This is a genomic window from Pseudorhodoplanes sp. (assembly GCF_050250235.1).
Taxonomy (GTDB): Bacteria; Pseudomonadota; Alphaproteobacteria; order Rhizobiales; family Xanthobacteraceae; genus Pseudorhodoplanes.
In genome coordinates this window covers 14,315-28,477 of record NZ_JBFWPA010000059.1, presented here as the reverse complement: position 1 = coordinate 28,477, position 14,163 = coordinate 14,315, and the positions used below count along the sequence as shown (strand labels likewise).

14 protein-coding genes are annotated in these 14,163 nt (G+C 63.5%); 6 read left to right on the top strand and 8 right to left on the bottom strand.

The window, feature by feature from the left end; translation table 11 throughout:
* Positions 1-26: 26 nt before the first annotated feature.
* The 6 genes from AB7F49_RS22825 to AB7F49_RS22800 form a co-directional block, all read right to left on the bottom strand.
* Complete coding sequence (locus AB7F49_RS22825; protein WP_428526604.1) at positions 27-452, bottom strand: acyl-CoA thioesterase; 426 nt, start codon at positions 450-452, stop codon at positions 27-29.
* Positions 453-561: 109 nt separating this feature from the next.
* Complete coding sequence (locus AB7F49_RS22820; RefSeq protein WP_428526602.1) at positions 562-1,323, bottom strand: SDR family NAD(P)-dependent oxidoreductase; 762 nt, start codon at positions 1,321-1,323, stop codon at positions 562-564.
* A gap of 170 nt (positions 1,324-1,493) precedes the next feature.
* Entirely contained in the window at positions 1,494-2,753 is a 1,260-nt protein-coding gene (locus AB7F49_RS22815; protein ID WP_428526600.1) for a thiolase family protein, read from the bottom strand.
* 1 nt (position 2,754) lies between these two features.
* Positions 2,755-4,641 (bottom strand): feruloyl-CoA synthase, encoded by a 1,887-nt coding sequence (locus AB7F49_RS22810; protein ID WP_428526598.1) that lies wholly within the window; start codon positions 4,639-4,641, stop codon positions 2,755-2,757.
* Between the two features lie 30 nt (positions 4,642-4,671).
* A complete protein-coding gene (locus tag AB7F49_RS22805; RefSeq protein ID WP_428526596.1) occupies positions 4,672-5,475 on the bottom strand; it encodes a crotonase/enoyl-CoA hydratase family protein in 804 nt (267 codons plus the stop codon).
* A 224-nt stretch (positions 5,476-5,699) separates the two neighbouring features.
* Positions 5,700-6,155 (bottom strand): DUF3237 domain-containing protein, encoded by a 456-nt coding sequence (locus AB7F49_RS22800; protein WP_428526594.1) that lies wholly within the window; start codon positions 6,153-6,155, stop codon positions 5,700-5,702.
* Between the two features lie 162 nt (positions 6,156-6,317).
* On the opposite strand from AB7F49_RS22800, the gene AB7F49_RS22795 reads away from it, so the two are divergent.
* The 5 genes from AB7F49_RS22795 (at position 6,318) to pcaG (ending at position 10,807) form a co-directional block, all read left to right on the top strand.
* Positions 6,318-7,178: a CoA transferase subunit A gene (locus AB7F49_RS22795; protein ID WP_428526592.1), complete on the top strand. Its 861-nt coding sequence runs from the start codon at positions 6,318-6,320 to the stop codon at positions 7,176-7,178.
* Between the two features lie 5 nt (positions 7,179-7,183).
* On the top strand, positions 7,184-7,954 hold the full coding sequence (locus AB7F49_RS22790; protein ID WP_428526590.1) for a CoA-transferase subunit beta: 771 nt from the start codon (positions 7,184-7,186) through the stop codon (positions 7,952-7,954).
* A gap of 189 nt (positions 7,955-8,143) precedes the next feature.
* Positions 8,144-9,352 (top strand): 3-oxoadipyl-CoA thiolase, encoded by a 1,209-nt coding sequence (gene pcaF, locus AB7F49_RS22785; protein WP_428526588.1) that lies wholly within the window; start codon positions 8,144-8,146, stop codon positions 9,350-9,352.
* A gap of 128 nt (positions 9,353-9,480) precedes the next feature.
* Complete coding sequence (pcaH, locus tag AB7F49_RS22780; protein ID WP_428526586.1) at positions 9,481-10,185, top strand: protocatechuate 3,4-dioxygenase subunit beta; 705 nt, start codon at positions 9,481-9,483, stop codon at positions 10,183-10,185.
* 19 nt (positions 10,186-10,204) lie between these two features.
* A complete protein-coding gene (gene pcaG / locus AB7F49_RS22775; protein ID WP_428526585.1) occupies positions 10,205-10,807 on the top strand; it encodes a protocatechuate 3,4-dioxygenase subunit alpha in 603 nt (200 codons plus the stop codon).
* Positions 10,808-10,862: 55 nt separating this feature from the next.
* Here the strand turns inward: pcaG and AB7F49_RS22770 are convergent, their stop codons facing one another.
* Positions 10,863-11,561 carry a hypothetical protein gene (locus AB7F49_RS22770; RefSeq protein WP_428526583.1) on the bottom strand — a complete coding sequence of 233 codons (699 nt, stop codon included), beginning with the start codon at positions 11,559-11,561 and terminating at the stop codon, positions 10,863-10,865.
* A gap of 124 nt (positions 11,562-11,685) precedes the next feature.
* Positions 11,686-13,092: a vanillate/3-O-methylgallate O-demethylase gene (gene ligM, locus AB7F49_RS22765; RefSeq protein ID WP_428526581.1), complete on the bottom strand. Its 1,407-nt coding sequence runs from the start codon at positions 13,090-13,092 to the stop codon at positions 11,686-11,688.
* Between the two features lie 287 nt (positions 13,093-13,379).
* On the opposite strand from ligM, the gene AB7F49_RS22760 reads away from it, so the two are divergent.
* Positions 13,380-14,147: a GntR family transcriptional regulator gene (locus AB7F49_RS22760; protein WP_428526579.1), complete on the top strand. Its 768-nt coding sequence runs from the start codon at positions 13,380-13,382 to the stop codon at positions 14,145-14,147.
* The last annotated feature ends 16 nt before the right edge of the window (positions 14,148-14,163 follow it).

Below are 14,163 nucleotides of genomic sequence, written 5' to 3'. Positions count from 1 at the left end.
CCGAAATGACCGGCCGGCTCCGGATTTCAGAACTCGCCGCGGAAACGCGCCGCCAGTTCCTCAGGCAGCGGATGCGACTTGATCTTCGTCTTGTCGGCTTGTTCGCGCTTCACCCAGGCCCGTGTCTCGCGGCCTTCGACCGCGATCTGATTGTTCTTTCTGATGTGGTGCGCGATTTCAAAGCTCGACCGGCCGACGCGCGTGAAAGTGGACTGAATGATGACATCGTCGCCGAAGCGGGTCGGGATGATGAACTTGGCTTGAGTCGCGACCAGCGGATAGCCGTCGAAATCGTATCGCTTGAGCAGTTCCGCCTTGCTGACGCCGGACGCAGCCGTGATCAGCATGGTCACCGAATGGTCGAACATCGCGAAATAGCGCGGATAGAAAATGATCCCGGCGGGATCGCAATCACCCCACTCGATCCTGACGCTGCGGCTGTTGCTGAGCATACCTTGCTTGTCCTGCCTCACCTTTTGGTGTCGCCCCCGCGAAAGCGGGGGGCCCATATTTCACTTTGGTGGTTATGGGTCTCCGCTTCCGCGGGGACGACCGTCGTGTTTACCTTGGCGCCATCCGGAGCGCACCATCGATGCGGATGGTCTCGCCGTTCATGTAGCCGTTCTTGACGATGAACAGCGCCAGATCGGCATATTCCTCCGGGCGGCCCAACCGGGGCGGGAACGGCACCGAGGCGCCGAGACTTTTCTGTGCGTCCTCGGGCAGAGCGGCGAGCATCGGCGTGTGGAAGATGCCCGGTGCGATCGTCATGACACGAATGCCGAACTGCGCGAACTCGCGCGCCGCGGGCATGGTCAGCGCCACCACGCCGCCCTTGGAGGACGAATAGGCGGCCTGGCCGATCTGGCCCTCGAAGGCCGCGACCGACGCGGTCGAGATGATCACGCCACGTTCGCCGCCATCCAGCGGCTCGGCCTTGCTCAAGGCCGCCGCGAACAGCCGCATCATGTTGAAGGTGCCGATCAGGTTGATGTCGATCACCTTCTTGTAATCAGCGAGCGGCATCGGGCCGTCGCGGCCGACGATCCGCTTGGGCGGTCCGACGCCGGCGCAATTCACCAGCACCCGGCCGACGCCATACTTCTTCTGCACCTCGGCGAGCGCGTCAGCCGCGCTTTGCTCGTCGGTGACGTCGCATTTCACCGCGATTCCGCCGAGGCTTTCCGCGGTCTGCTGCGCGACCGCGAGATTGATGTCGAGCAGCGCGATCCTGGCGCCGGCACCGGCGAAAGCCTGTGCCGTTGCGGCGCCGAGCCCCGATGCGCCGCCGGTGATGATTGCGACCTGTCCGTTGATGTCCATGATTTCCGTCCTTGCTCGTTCTTACCCTCCCCCTTGTGGGGAGGGTCGCGAGCGAAGCGAGCGGGGTGGGGGTCCTTCCGCAAATCTCGCTGGTACCCCCACCCCGATCGCCTTCGCGTTGCTCAGGCGATCGACCCTCCCCACAAGGGGGAGGGTAACAGTCGCGACGTTCAGTGCCCTTCCACCGCCTCGGTATTCTCGATCAACAGCGCAATGCCCTGGCCGCCGCCGATACAGGCGGACGAGATGCCGTAGCGCAGCCCCTTGCGTTTGAGCTCGCGGGCGAGGGTGGTGGTGATGCGAATGCCGGTGGCACCGAGCGGATGGCCGATCGCGATGGCGCCGCCATTGACGTTGAGCTTGTCCTCGTCGATGCCGAGTTCGCGGGCGCAGGCCATGACCTGCGCCCCAAAGGCTTCGTTGATCTCGATGCGGTCGATGTCGGACAGCTTCAGCCCGGCGCGCTCCAGCACCGCCTTGATCGCCGGCACAGGCCCGATCCCCATCACCTCCGGCGGCACGCCGACAGCCGCCGACGCCACCAGGCGGGCGAGCGGCGTCTTGCCGTTCTTCTTCAGGTATTCTCCGCTCGCGACCAAAGCCGCCGCGGCGCCGTCGACGATCGCCGACGAATTGCCGCCGGTCTGCACGCCACCGAAGGCCGGCGGGATTTTCGACAGGGTATCGACCGGCGAGAGCCGCACATGCGTGTCGGTCTTCACCTCGGGAGTCTTGCGCGACAATTTGATGCCGCGCGACTCATAACCCTCCAGTTCGAAAGTCTCGGTCGTAACCGGGACGATCTCGCCGTCGAGGAAGCCGTCCTTCTGGGCAGCGAGCGCGCGATCGAACGAGCGGGCTGCGAACTCGTCCACTTCCTTGCGGGTGATCTGGTATTGCCGAGCGAGATTTTCCGCGGTGTCGCCCATCGTCACCTTGGCGGCCGGATCGAGCAAAGCCTCCCACAGGAAATCCTTGAACTCGACCTGACCCAGCCGGAAGCCGCTGCGGCTGGTGTAGGAGGCGACCGGATTGCGGCTCATCGATTCGGTGCCGACGCACAGCGCCAGATCGGCGCGCCCGAGAGAAACCGCGTCGGCGCCCTGCGACAGCACCTCGATTCCGGTGCCGCAGACCCGCTGCACGTGATGCGCCGGCGTCTCGATCGGCGCGCCGGAATAGAGCGCGACATGCCGCGGCAGGCAGAACACGTCGAAGCTCGCCTGCGCCATGTTGCCGGTGATCACGGTGTCGATATCGTCGCCCTTGATTCCGGCGCGCTTCAGCACTTCGCGGCCGACCTTGATGCCGAGATCGGTCGGAGAGATCGCCGCGAGCGGCCCGTTGTAATCGGCGAACGGCGTGCGCACGCCCTCGACCAGCCATGCATCGGTAAAGCTGGCGCCGATGCCGCGCGTTTTTTCAGACATGTCAGGCCTTTTTATCGATAGCGATGACGCGCGCCGACGGCGGATCGGCATACATTTCGTCCACCATCGCCTTGCGATGGCTCAAGACCGCGCGCTGGTTGATCGAGCCCTTGTCGGTGATCTCGCCGACATCGAGTGATGGCGGCTCCGCGAGCAGGATCGCGCGCATGACACGGTTCGACGAGCCGGTCGAGGCCTTGGCGAAGCTCGCCAGCAACTCCCTGAACTTATGTTTTACGCCCGGATGATCGAGTACATCTGCGGCGGGTGCGGTCTTCGGCAGGTCCGAGGCGAACGCGCGCAGCGATTCCACATCGGGGATGACGATGACCCCGATATAATCGCGGTCGGCGCCGCCGATCACCACGTCACGGACATACGGCGCAAAATGCGAGATGAAGGCCGCGCGCAGCGGCCCGACGCTCACCCATGTCCCGGTGCCGAGCTTGAAATCCTCGGCGATGCGGCCGTCGAACAGCAGCCCCTGGATCGGGTTGCCCTCATCCTCGAATTTCAGCGCGTCGCCGATCTTGTAGAAGCCCTCCTCGTCGAACGCCTTCGCGGTGAGATCGGGCTGGCGCCAATAGCCCGGCGTGATGTGCGGCCCCTTGAAGCGCGCCTCCAGCTTGTCTCCCGACGGCACCAGCTTGAGGGTCGAGCCGCGCGCCGGCAGGCCCATATTGACGCCGTGGACGCTCTCCCACATCCGGCTCATCGCGAAGGGTGCGGTCTCGGTCGAGCCGAGGCCCGTGAGAAACAGGATGCGCTGTCCCACCGTCTGCAAGGCAAGCTGCTGATATTCGTCATAGACATGCTGCGCGATCGCCGCGCCGGCATACCACAGCACTTTCAGCCGGCTGAAGAAGTTGCGGCGGAGTTGTTCATCGGCGCGGAAGAATGGCAGCAGCGCCTCGTAGCCCTTCGGCACATTGAAGTACCAGGTGCAGGCGACGTCCTTCAGGTTGCGGACGGTATGCTCGATCGCGCCCGGCAGCGGCTTGCCTTCGTCGATGTAGAACGTGCCGCCGTTATAGAGCACGAGACCGACATCGTGGTTGCCGCCGGCGGTGTGATGCCAGGGCGCCCAATCGAGGATCGTCGGCGGCTCATCCTGCAGATATTGCAGGGCCGAGCGCACCATGATCTGGTTCGAACACCACATGCGCTGGGTGTTGATCACGCCTTTCGGCATCCCGGTCGAGCCGGAAGTGAACAGGAATTTCGCGATGGTGTCGGGGCCGACCTTGTCGTGCGCGTCTTCGGCCGCGTCGGTCGGGATCGCCGCCGCCAGATGATCGAACGAGATCGACTTGCGGCCCGCGATAGGGTTGCGCGTGAAGACGAGCTCGACGTCATCGGGAATGATGGCATCGATGGCCTTGGCATATTGCTGGCCGTCGCAGGCGAACACCATGCCGGGCGTCAAGAGATCGACGATGTAGCGCAGCTTGCCGAAATCGGACGAGATGAGCGAATAGGCCGGCGAGATCGGCGCGTAGGGGATGCCGACATAGAGGCAACCGAGCGCCAGCATCGCGTGTTCGAGATCGTTGCCGGACAGGATCGCGACCGGCCGCTCGGCAGACAGCTTGCGCGACAGCAGCGCCTGGCCGATGCACTTGGCGTATTGCAGCGCCTGCGCATAAGTGATGTGGCGCCATTCGCCGTTCGCATCGCGCGCCGCCATGAAGGTGCGGTCGGGCGTCATTCTTGCCCAATGCACCAGCCGGTCGGTGATGCGGTCGGGATAGGGATCGAGCGGATAGCGCGAGCGGATCAGCATGGTGCCGTCCGGCCGCCGCTCGATGTCGATCTCCGGCTTTTCGAGTTTCACCGGCCGGACCGGAGCCGGTCCATCGGCACGCGAAGTCTGAGGCGCTTGCGCCATTGGCTATTCCACCCTGCGCGGCGCTTTTTTTCAGCCCTTGTGCAGAGCCTTGGGCGCCCGTTTTTCCAAGAAGTCCTTGAGCCGAGCCTGCGCCTCCTCGCTGCCGGAGGAGATCGCAGCCATCAGCGCTTCCATCATATAGCCACCCGGACGGTCGATGTCCGCAATTCGTGGCAGCGCATGCATCACGGCATAATTCGTCATCGGCGTATTGGCGGCACAGCGCTTGGCGAGTTCGATGCCTTTCTCCAGGCCGGTGCCGTTCTCGACCAGGTAGTGGGACAGGCCCATCCCCAGCCCATCTTCGGCACCGTAGGTGCGGCCGGTCAGCATCATGTCCATCATGCGCGAAGCGCCGATCAGCCGCGGGATGCGCACCGAACCGCCGCCGCCGACATAGATGCCGCGCACGCCTTCCGGCAGCGCGTAATAGGTCGATTTTTCCGCCACCCGCACATGGCAGGCGGACGCGAGTTCGAGACCCCCGCCTACCACGGCGCCGTGCAGCACGGCGATCACCGGCACCTTGCCGAATTCGAACAGGTCAAACACGCGATGCCAGTTGCGCGAGTGATGCACGGACTCGACCGTGCCGCGCACCGTGAGCTCCGACAGATCGAGACCGGCCGAGAAATGGTCGCCGTCGCCGGTCAGCACGACTGCGCGGATGTCGTTCGGCAGGCCATTGAAATAGGCCTCGATGCCCATCACCAGCGTGTCGTTGAGCGCATTGCGCTTTTCCGGCCGCGACAGGCGCAGGAAGCCGATCTCGCCGTCACGCTCCGCCGTAACGGAGGCAGGCAGGTTCGGAATGTCGATCTTGGTCCTTGGCATCGGTCCCTGGGATCCCTGGCGGCCTCGCGAAGCCTTGGTCTGATTGTTGTGGTTGACAACAAATTCCCGAAAACCCGCTCCGGGTCAATCCCCATCCTTGCAAGTATGGAGAAAAAAGGGCCAGAAATGAGGGGCTTCTGCCCATTTGCGGCGCTTTACCCCTGCGAGCCCTGCCTTGCCCTTCCCCCAGCGCAGCGCGAGAAGTGCGGGGAGGCGAACCGACCTCACAGCACCTCGAATACGTCCAGCTTCACCGCATTCTTCTCGCGCGTCCCGCGTGCGATCGCGATGATGCGGTTCATCCAGTCCAGTTCCCGTGCGCCGGTCTCGAACCGCATGCAGGTCCGGAAATAATACAGCGATGGGTCGACCGCCTCTCCCGTCATGAGCCGCGCCAGAACCTCCGGCGGGCCGTGGCGAATGCCTTCGCTGTACACCAGCACAAAGGCGCCGCTGTCGGCCTGGATAGTGTAGCGGGCCTCGACATGGGCGGCGCCGTCGGTGCGGATGAATTGCCAGTCCGCCCCGCCCGGCAAAATTTTGCCGGTCAGTTTCCCGGCCACGGTACCGCCGAGGATGTTGATCACCCGCCGTTCCCCGATCGGGGTCGGCCCGAATTGCAGGATGTCGGCGAGCTCGGCGTGGATGCGCAGGATCGGTTCGTCGGAAATCAGGTTCATGTCATATCCGGGATGGCGGGCGTTCTGCGAGGTGCGACGATCCGCAGCCAAAAATATTGGACTTGGCGCGGATTCGCTGGCATTTGACCCCCCGAAACCCGCTCCGTAAATAGAATAAACTGAAAACCGGGGCATCTCGCAGCGCCCGAGGAACCGTCGGATATGTCGCGTGTGATGTCGCTTGCCGAAGCCGTGTCATCCACCATCAGGGATGGCGACACGGTTGCGATGGAAGGCTTTACCCACCTGATCCCGCATGCCGCCGGGCATGAAATCATCCGCCAGGGCAAGAAGCATCTGACGCTCCTGCGCATGACCCCTGACCTGATCTACGACCAGATGATCGGCATGGGCTGCGCCGACAGGATCATCTTCTCCTGGGGCGGCAATCCGGGCGTCGGCTCGCTGCACCGGCTGCGTGATGCGGTCGAGAACGGCTGGCCCAACAAGCTCGAGATCGTCGAGCATTCGCATGCAGCGATGGCGAATGCCTATGCGGCGGGCGCGGCCGGTCTGCCTTTCGCGGTGTTCCGCGGTTACATCGGCACCGACCTGCCCAAGGTAAACCCGGCGATCAAATATATCGACTGCCCCTATACCGGCGAAAAGCTGGCCACCGTGCCGGCGCACCGGCCGGATGTCGCGGTGATCCATGCGTTGCGCGCCGACAGGGAAGGCAATGTGCTGCTTGAGGGCATTCTCGGCGTGCAGAAGGAAGCGGTGCTGGCTGCGAAGAAGTCGATCGTGACGGTGGAAGAGATCGTCGACGATTTCGGTCCGCGCAATCTGAATGCGGTCATCGTCCCGGGCTGGGCGCTCGGCGCCATCGCGGTCGTGCCGGGCGGCGCGTTCCCGTCCTATGCGCAGGGCTATTACAAGCGCTTCAATGCCTTTTACAAGCAATGGGACGGCATCGCGCGCGACCGCGACACTTTCCTCGCCTGGATGAAGGAAAATGTGCTCGACAAGACGGCGGATGATTTCGCGCGCCATGTCGAAGGCCTGCGGACGGCGGCGGAGTGAGCGTCATGACCTACAAGCCCAACGAGATGATGACCATCGCCGCGGCGCGTGCGCTGAAAAACTCGGATGTGACCTTTGTCGGCATCGGCATGCCGTCGGCCGCGGCCAATCTGGCGCGCCTCACGCATGCCCCCGAAATCACGCTGATCTACGAATCGGGCACACTTGCCACCAAGCCGACCGTGCTGCCGCTCTCGATCGGCGACGGCGAACTCTGCGAGACCGCGCTGACCACGGTGTCGGTGCCGGAAATGTTCCGCTACTGGCTGCAGGGCGGCCGCATCACCGTCGGCTTCCTCGGCGGCGCGCAGATCGACCGATACGCCAATCTCAACACCACCGTGGTCGGTCCCTATGACAAGCCGAAGGTGCGGCTGCCGGGTGGCGGCGGTGCGCCGGAAATCGCGACGTCATGCGGCGAGATTTTCATCATCATGGCGCAGGGCAAGCGCTCGTTCGTGAACAAGCTCGATTTCATCACCTCGCTCGGCTTTGGCGAGGGTGGCGATCATCGCGAGCGGCTCGGCGTCAAGACCAAGGGGCCGACCAAGCTCGTGACCGACCTGTGCGTGTTCGAGCCGGACCCGGTGACCAGGGAAATGACGGTCACCTCGATCCATCCCGGCGTGACCCGCGAGCAGATCCAGGAAAATACCGGCTGGACCGTGAAATATGCCGATGAGGTCGCGGAGACGCCGGCGCCGACCGAGAAGGAATTGTCGGTATTGCGAGAACTGCATGCCCGCACTGCGCGCGCGCACGGCGAGGCGGCTTGAGCCGGATTATATGAGCGAGGTTCTTTTCTCTCCCCCCGCGTAGCGGTGGGGAGGGTCGATCGACTGAACGAAGTGAAGAAGATCGGGGTGGGGGGCTTATGAGAATTATCGCTTCCAGGCCCCCCACCCCCGACCCCTCCCCACCACTCGCTTCGCTCGCGGGGGGAGGGGAGAAAGAAAGGCAGACCCATGCGTGACGTATTTCTCTGCGACGCCGCCCGCACCGCCATCGGCCGCTATGGCGGGTCGCTGTCGAAGGTGCGGACCGACGATCTCGCGGCCGCGCCGATCAAGGCGCTGGTGAAGCGCAATCCCAATATCGACTGGTCGGCGCTTGACGAGGTGATCTACGGCTGCGCCAACCAGGCCGGCGAGGACAATCGCAACGTCGCGCGCATGGCGCTGCTGCTCGCGGGTCTGCCGGATAGCGTTCCCGGCATCACCGTGAACCGGCTCTGCGCATCCGGTCTCAACGCTGTGGGCGATGCCGCCCGCGCGATCAAGGCCGGTGAGATCGATTTCGCGATCGCCGGTGGCGTCGAGTCGATGACGCGTGCGCCATTCGTGATGGGCAAGGCGCAGGAAGCCTTCGCGCGCCAGGCCGACATTTTCGACACCACGATCGGCTGGCGCTTCATCAACCCGCTGATGAAGAAGCAATACGGCGTCGATTCAATGCCGGAAACCGGCGAGAACGTCGCCGAGGAATTCCAGGTGAAGCGCGACGACCAGGATCTGTTCGCGCTGCGCTCCCAACAGCGTGCCGGCGCCGCTCAAGCCGCAGGCTTCTTTGCCGAAGAGATCATTCCGGTGGAAGTGCCCGGCAAAAAGAAGGGCGAAGTCACTGTGTTCGACAAGGACGAGCATGTCCGCGCCGATACCACGCTGGAGGCGCTGGCCAGGCTGAAGACACCGTTCCGCGAAAACGGCACCGTCACCGCCGGCAATGCGTCCGGTGTCAACGATGGCGCAGCCGCGATGATCCTCGCTTCGGAGGCGGCGGTGAAGAGGCATGGTCTGACGCCGCGCGCGCGCATCCTCGGCATGGCGTCGGCCGGCGTGCCGCCGCGCATCATGGGCATCGGCCCGGTGCCGTCCACGCGCAAGCTGATGGAGAAGCTCGGATTGAAGATCGCTGACTTCGACGTGGTCGAACTGAACGAAGCCTTCGCGTCGCAGGGGTTGGCGGTGATGCGCCAGCTCGGGCTGCCGGATGATGCCGAGCAGGTCAACCCGCATGGCGGCGCCATTGCGCTCGGCCATCCGCTCGGCATGTCGGGCGCGCGGCTGGCAATGACCGCGGCGCACGCACTGGAAAAGCGCGGCGGGAAGAAGGCGCTGGCGACGATGTGCGTCGGCGTCGGGCAGGGTGTGTCGCTGGCGCTTGAGAGGGTTTAGGGCTGGTCATTCCGGGGCGCGAGCGCAGCTCGCGAGCCCGGAATCCAGTGAAAGAAGCTAATAAGCATCTGGATTCCGGGTTCGCGCGTTTCACGCGCGCCCCGGAATGACGACGAGGGAAATTGAAAATGTCCTTGATCTATCCGCTGGACGGCCTCTCGGCCTATCCAAAGCACCTGTCACCGGACTACAAGAGCACGGTGAAGCGGTCGCCGACCCGGCCGCTGATCCTGGCGCCGCACACGCTGTCGGAACTGACCGGCCCGATCTACGGCCATGACGCAATCCAGGAATTCGACAACGACCTCACCAAGCAGGGCAAGGGCGGCGAACCGCTGGGCGAGCGCATCATCGTGCACGGCCACATCCTCGATGAGGACAAGCGCCCGGTGCCCGACGCGCTGGTAGAGATATGGCAGGCCAATGCCTGCGGCCGCTACGTTCACATCGTCGATCAGCATCCGGCGCCGCTCGATCCGAACTTCACCGGCGCGGGCCGCACCGTCACCGACAAGAACGGCTATTACAAGTTCATCACCGTGAAGCCCGGCGCCTATCCGTGGGGCAACCACTACAATGCCTGGCGTCCGAACCACATCCACTTCTCGGTGTTCGGGCATTCGTTCCTGTCGCGCCTGGTTACACAGATGTATTTCCCGGGCGACTATCTGTTTCCATTCGATCCGATCTTCAATTCGGTGCCGGACGCGAAGGATCGCGATCGCATGGTCTCGACCTTCGACCTCGACAACACCGTGCCCGACTGGGCGCTGGCCTTCCGCTTCGACATCGTGCTGCGCGGCCGCGAGCAGACCCCCCCGGATCTCGACTGAGAAAGCTGGATTCACGACAATGTCAGTTCTCACACCTTCGCAGACCGTCGGCCCGTTCTATGCCTATGGCCTCACTCCCAGGGGCCGCGCTCACTGGGACCCGGACGGGACCTATTCCTGGAAGGAGACGATCGGCTCGAACCTCGTCACCCCGGACGTTGTCGGCGACCGGATCCGCATCGAAGGCGGCATCTATGACGGCGACGGCAAGCCGATCCCGGACGCGATGCTGGAAATCTGGCAGGCCGACGGCAACGGCAAATACTCCAACGAGCCCGGCAGCCGTTGCCTCCCGAATACTGCCTTCAAGGGACATGGCCGATCCGCCTGCGACAAGGATGGAATCTTCCAGTTCGACACCGTGAAGCCCGGCCCGGTGGCAGGCCCTGACGGCACGAGGCAGGCGCCTCATATCGTGGTCGCGATCTTCGCGCGCGGTATGCTCCGGCAGGTCTATACCCGGATCTATTTCGACGGCGAGGCGGGCAACGCGACCGATCCGGTGCTCAGCCTCGTTCCGGCCGACCGCCGCGGAACGCTGATGGCGAAGAAGGAAGGGGCGGTGTGGCGCTGGGACATCCACATGCAGGGCGACAAGGAGACGGTGTTCTTCGCGGTGTGAAATTCTTGTCGCTTGAGCGACCGCAATGAGCCCCACCCTCGGGTGCTTTCCGTTTCTATTGCAGAATCCCGACGGCGCGGGCCGCGACGAACGCGACCGTCAACAGCGAGATCATCGCCTCAGCCATCATCAACAGCTTGGCGCGTTGTGACAGCGGCATGGTGTCGGCCGGCGAAAACGCGGTCGCGTTTGTGAAAGCCAGAAAAAGGTAGTCGACAAAGCCGGGGGTGAATGGGGCTGCCGCCGTGCGATCCATGGTCGCCTGCGGAAACAGGAACTCGAAATACGGCCGGCCCTCCGCGTGACGCACGGCCGGACCGCCGCCGTCCAGCCCCCAGAACCAAAGCCCGAAGACGATGACGTTGATCGTCCAGATGATGACGGCATCGACCAGCAGGGTTCGCGCGTTCTCGGCCTTTCCGACCAGCAGCGCCTGCACCAGCTCGCTCAGCGCCACGAAATTCATCACGGTCATGACCAGGATCAGCGTGATCGCGAGATAGCGGATAAGGCGACGCTGCGGGTCGAACAGACTGCCATCCGCTACGGCCCGGTGCTCGCGCGCCTGACGGATATGAAAGGCCGCGGCAAGCGGGATCAGGAGAGCGATTTCGGCAGTCGGCGCGAGCCACCGCGGCCCGAGCGAGAGGTTGTTGATCAGGAAGAATTGCAGGACCGCGACGACGATGACGGCGCCGCAGGCGAGCCAGAAGTCGGCGGCCGAGACATCGCTCGATATGGGCTTGTGCTGCACGATGGCGCTTTCATGTGTCGTTCGGCAAAATGGTTTGTGCCGTATTTCACAACAATCGCCAGACGGAAAAAAGCCCCCGTGCAGATGCACGGGGGCTTTTTCATCACGTGCTCAGACTGCGAGGTTAAGCCGCCTGATGGCGCCACTTGCCTTCGTAGCCCTCGCGCACTTCCGCGGCATACGGGGTGGGGCCGACCACGACCTTCACTTCGGTCTGCTTGTGGCGCTCGACCGTGGTCTTCTTGGTGCCGCCATTTTCCTCGCCCCATACCAGCGTCAGCTCGGTGCCGGGCTTGGCGTACTCGCCCTCGACCCATCCGAGCGACAGCATCTTGCGCTCGTTGAACGAATAGCCCGAGAACATCGAGGCGCCGACCATCTTGCCGCCCTTCGCCATCACGGTGTCGTAGGACGACGAGGCGTAGTTCGACAGCGGCAGGTCGATGAACTTGAAGTTTTCGCCATGCGGGGCGAACATCGACGCGTTGATGCGATTCACGTCGTCGTTATCCCAAGCGAAGGTCACCTTCTTGCGGTGGTTCTTGCTTTCCATCGCCTTCAGCGCGTCGGAGCCGATGAAGTCGTGGTCGAACTTGGTGAAGGTGTTGTAGCCGAGCTCATACGGCGTCGTGTAATAGTCCTCGATATTCTTCGACACGAAAGAACCGCCGAGGCCGGCCACCGCCTCGTAGCTCGTCTCCGGCAGCCACTCGCGATAGGCCTTCAGCTTGTCGCCGGAATAGATCGCCGGGACCGGCGACGGAATCCAGCCCGATTCCAGCGTGTTGGTCGCATAGGCGCGGGCGCCCACCTGCACCAGGCCGAAATCCTTGCCGGCTTCGACGATCGCGGCGCGGACTTCCTCGCCCTCGGCGTAGGGGCCCCAGATTTCGAGACCGGGAGCGCCGGCCATGCCGTGACGCAGCGCGCGGATCTTGCGGCCGGCCATCGTCACATAGCCCATGTTGAAGAACTTGATCTCCGGGAAGGTGCCGCCGGTCAGCTTCTTGATCACGCCTTCGGCATTCGGGCCCTGGATCTGATAGCGGTAGAATTGGCGCGTCACCGGCTTGCCCATCGGGCGTGACGGCGAGCGATCGTCATAAACGGTCTCGACATCATAGCCGCCGGTCTTGGCGTGGAATTCGATCCAGTTCGCTGCCGGGTTGCGGCCGACATAAACCATCTCGTTTTCAGCGAGATAGAACAGGATGCCGTCGCCGATGACGTGGCCATACGGTGTTACGGGTGCGAACTGCTTGGCCTTGTCGACCGTGAAATTCTTGAACGAGTTGGTGGAGAGATAGGACAACAGCTTCACGGTGTCCTTGCCGCGAACGAACAGGTTCACCATGTGGTGCGACTGATCGAACAGCACGCAGGTTTCGCGCCAGGCCCGCTGCTCGTCGCGCCAGTTGGTGAATTCGGGCGCAACGACCGGATACACATAGGCGCCGATCTGCGAATTGCGCATCATGTCGACCGCGTTGCCGGCCGCTTTCAGCTTCTCTTCCAGGTTCTTGAAAGCCATCTCTGGTTCCTCCGATGATGGATCGATGTTGTGTGGTGACGGACCTGTTGCGGCCGCTTAGGGTCCCTGAGCGCGTTCGCTCGACCCGCAAACCAGCCGAATGTCATGTGGTCTTGTATACAGATGCGGGAAAACCGCCGTCGGAGCCTTTCCGCCTGTTTCGTCCCTAGACTGAATTTAGGCAGTTTCTTGATACCGCAGGTGGACGAGACGCCCATGCTGCCAGTATTGTATACAGCATGAATTCCCGGCAATCTCAAGCCCGGGAAATGACAGGGAGGTCGGCCGTGCCGGTCCAGGCAACGGAATCCGAGCGTTCAGCGTCCCAGACGGTCAAGGCGCAGCTCTCGCTCCGCGACCTGATCCTGTCCGGGGACCTGAAACCGGGGGACCGGCTGTCCGAGCTGTCGGTGGTCGAGCGGCTCGGCATGTCCCGTACGCCGATCCGGATGGCGCTGGTACGCCTCGAGGAGGAAGGCTTCCTCGAAGCGATCCCGTCCGGAGGATTTGCGGTCAAGGCATTCTCCGAGCGCGACATCCACGACGCCATCGAGATGCGCGGCACGCTGGAAGGTTTCGCGGCGCGGCTTGCCGCCGAACGCGGCGTACGCAGCGCCATCATGCTCGAACTGAAAGACCGGCTGAACCAGCTCGACGATCTCGTGGGCCGGCCCACCTTGAGTGTCGACGACTTCTCGCAATATGTGGGATTGAATGGGCAATTCCATACGTTGCTGATCGAGGCTGCCGATTCGTCGGTGCTCGCGCGTCAGATCGATCGCGCGCTCAATCTTCCGTTCGCTTCGCCCAGCGGTTTCGTTATGGTTCAGGCCATGTTGCCGGAAGCGCGCAAGATTCTCACCATCGCCCAGGACCATCATCATTGCGTGGTGCGCGCGATCGAGGAACGCGAGGGTGCGCGCGCCGAAGCGCTGATGCGCGAACATGCGCGGCTGGCGCATCGCAATCTGCAACTGGCCTTCCGCAATCAGGGCACCCGCGATCTGGTGCCGGGCGCCGTGCTCATCAGAAAGCCCGCGCCGGCGCGGTATTGACCCTCAATCCGAACCA

What these genes read in the sequence shown, in the direction of transcription:
- AB7F49_RS22815 (WP_428526600.1), bottom strand. Translation starts at nt 2,753, where the DNA reads ATGTCTGAAAAAACGCGCGGCATCGGCGCCAGCTTTACCGATGCATGG.
- AB7F49_RS22810 (WP_428526598.1), bottom strand. Translation starts at nt 4,641, where the DNA reads ATGGCGCAAGCGCCTCAGACTTCGCGTGCCGATGGACCGGCTCCGGTC.
- ligM (WP_428526581.1), bottom strand. Translation starts at nt 13,092, where the DNA reads ATGGCTTTCAAGAACCTGGAAGAGAAGCTGAAAGCGGCCGGCAACGCG.
- AB7F49_RS22805 (WP_428526596.1), bottom strand. Translation starts at nt 5,475, where the DNA reads ATGCCAAGGACCAAGATCGACATTCCGAACCTGCCTGCCTCCGTTACG.
- pcaH (WP_428526586.1), top strand. Translation starts at nt 9,481, where the DNA reads ATGTCCTTGATCTATCCGCTGGACGGCCTCTCGGCCTATCCAAAGCAC.
- AB7F49_RS22790 (WP_428526590.1), top strand. Translation starts at nt 7,184, where the DNA reads ATGACCTACAAGCCCAACGAGATGATGACCATCGCCGCGGCGCGTGCG.
- AB7F49_RS22800 (WP_428526594.1), bottom strand. Translation starts at nt 6,155, where the DNA reads ATGAACCTGATTTCCGACGAACCGATCCTGCGCATCCACGCCGAGCTC.
- AB7F49_RS22820 (WP_428526602.1), bottom strand. Translation starts at nt 1,323, where the DNA reads ATGGACATCAACGGACAGGTCGCAATCATCACCGGCGGCGCATCGGGG.
- pcaF (WP_428526588.1), top strand. Translation starts at nt 8,144, where the DNA reads ATGCGTGACGTATTTCTCTGCGACGCCGCCCGCACCGCCATCGGCCGC.
- AB7F49_RS22825 (WP_428526604.1), bottom strand. Translation starts at nt 452, where the DNA reads ATGCTCAGCAACAGCCGCAGCGTCAGGATCGAGTGGGGTGATTGCGAT.
- AB7F49_RS22795 (WP_428526592.1), top strand. Translation starts at nt 6,318, where the DNA reads ATGTCGCGTGTGATGTCGCTTGCCGAAGCCGTGTCATCCACCATCAGG.
- pcaG (WP_428526585.1), top strand. Translation starts at nt 10,205, where the DNA reads ATGTCAGTTCTCACACCTTCGCAGACCGTCGGCCCGTTCTATGCCTAT.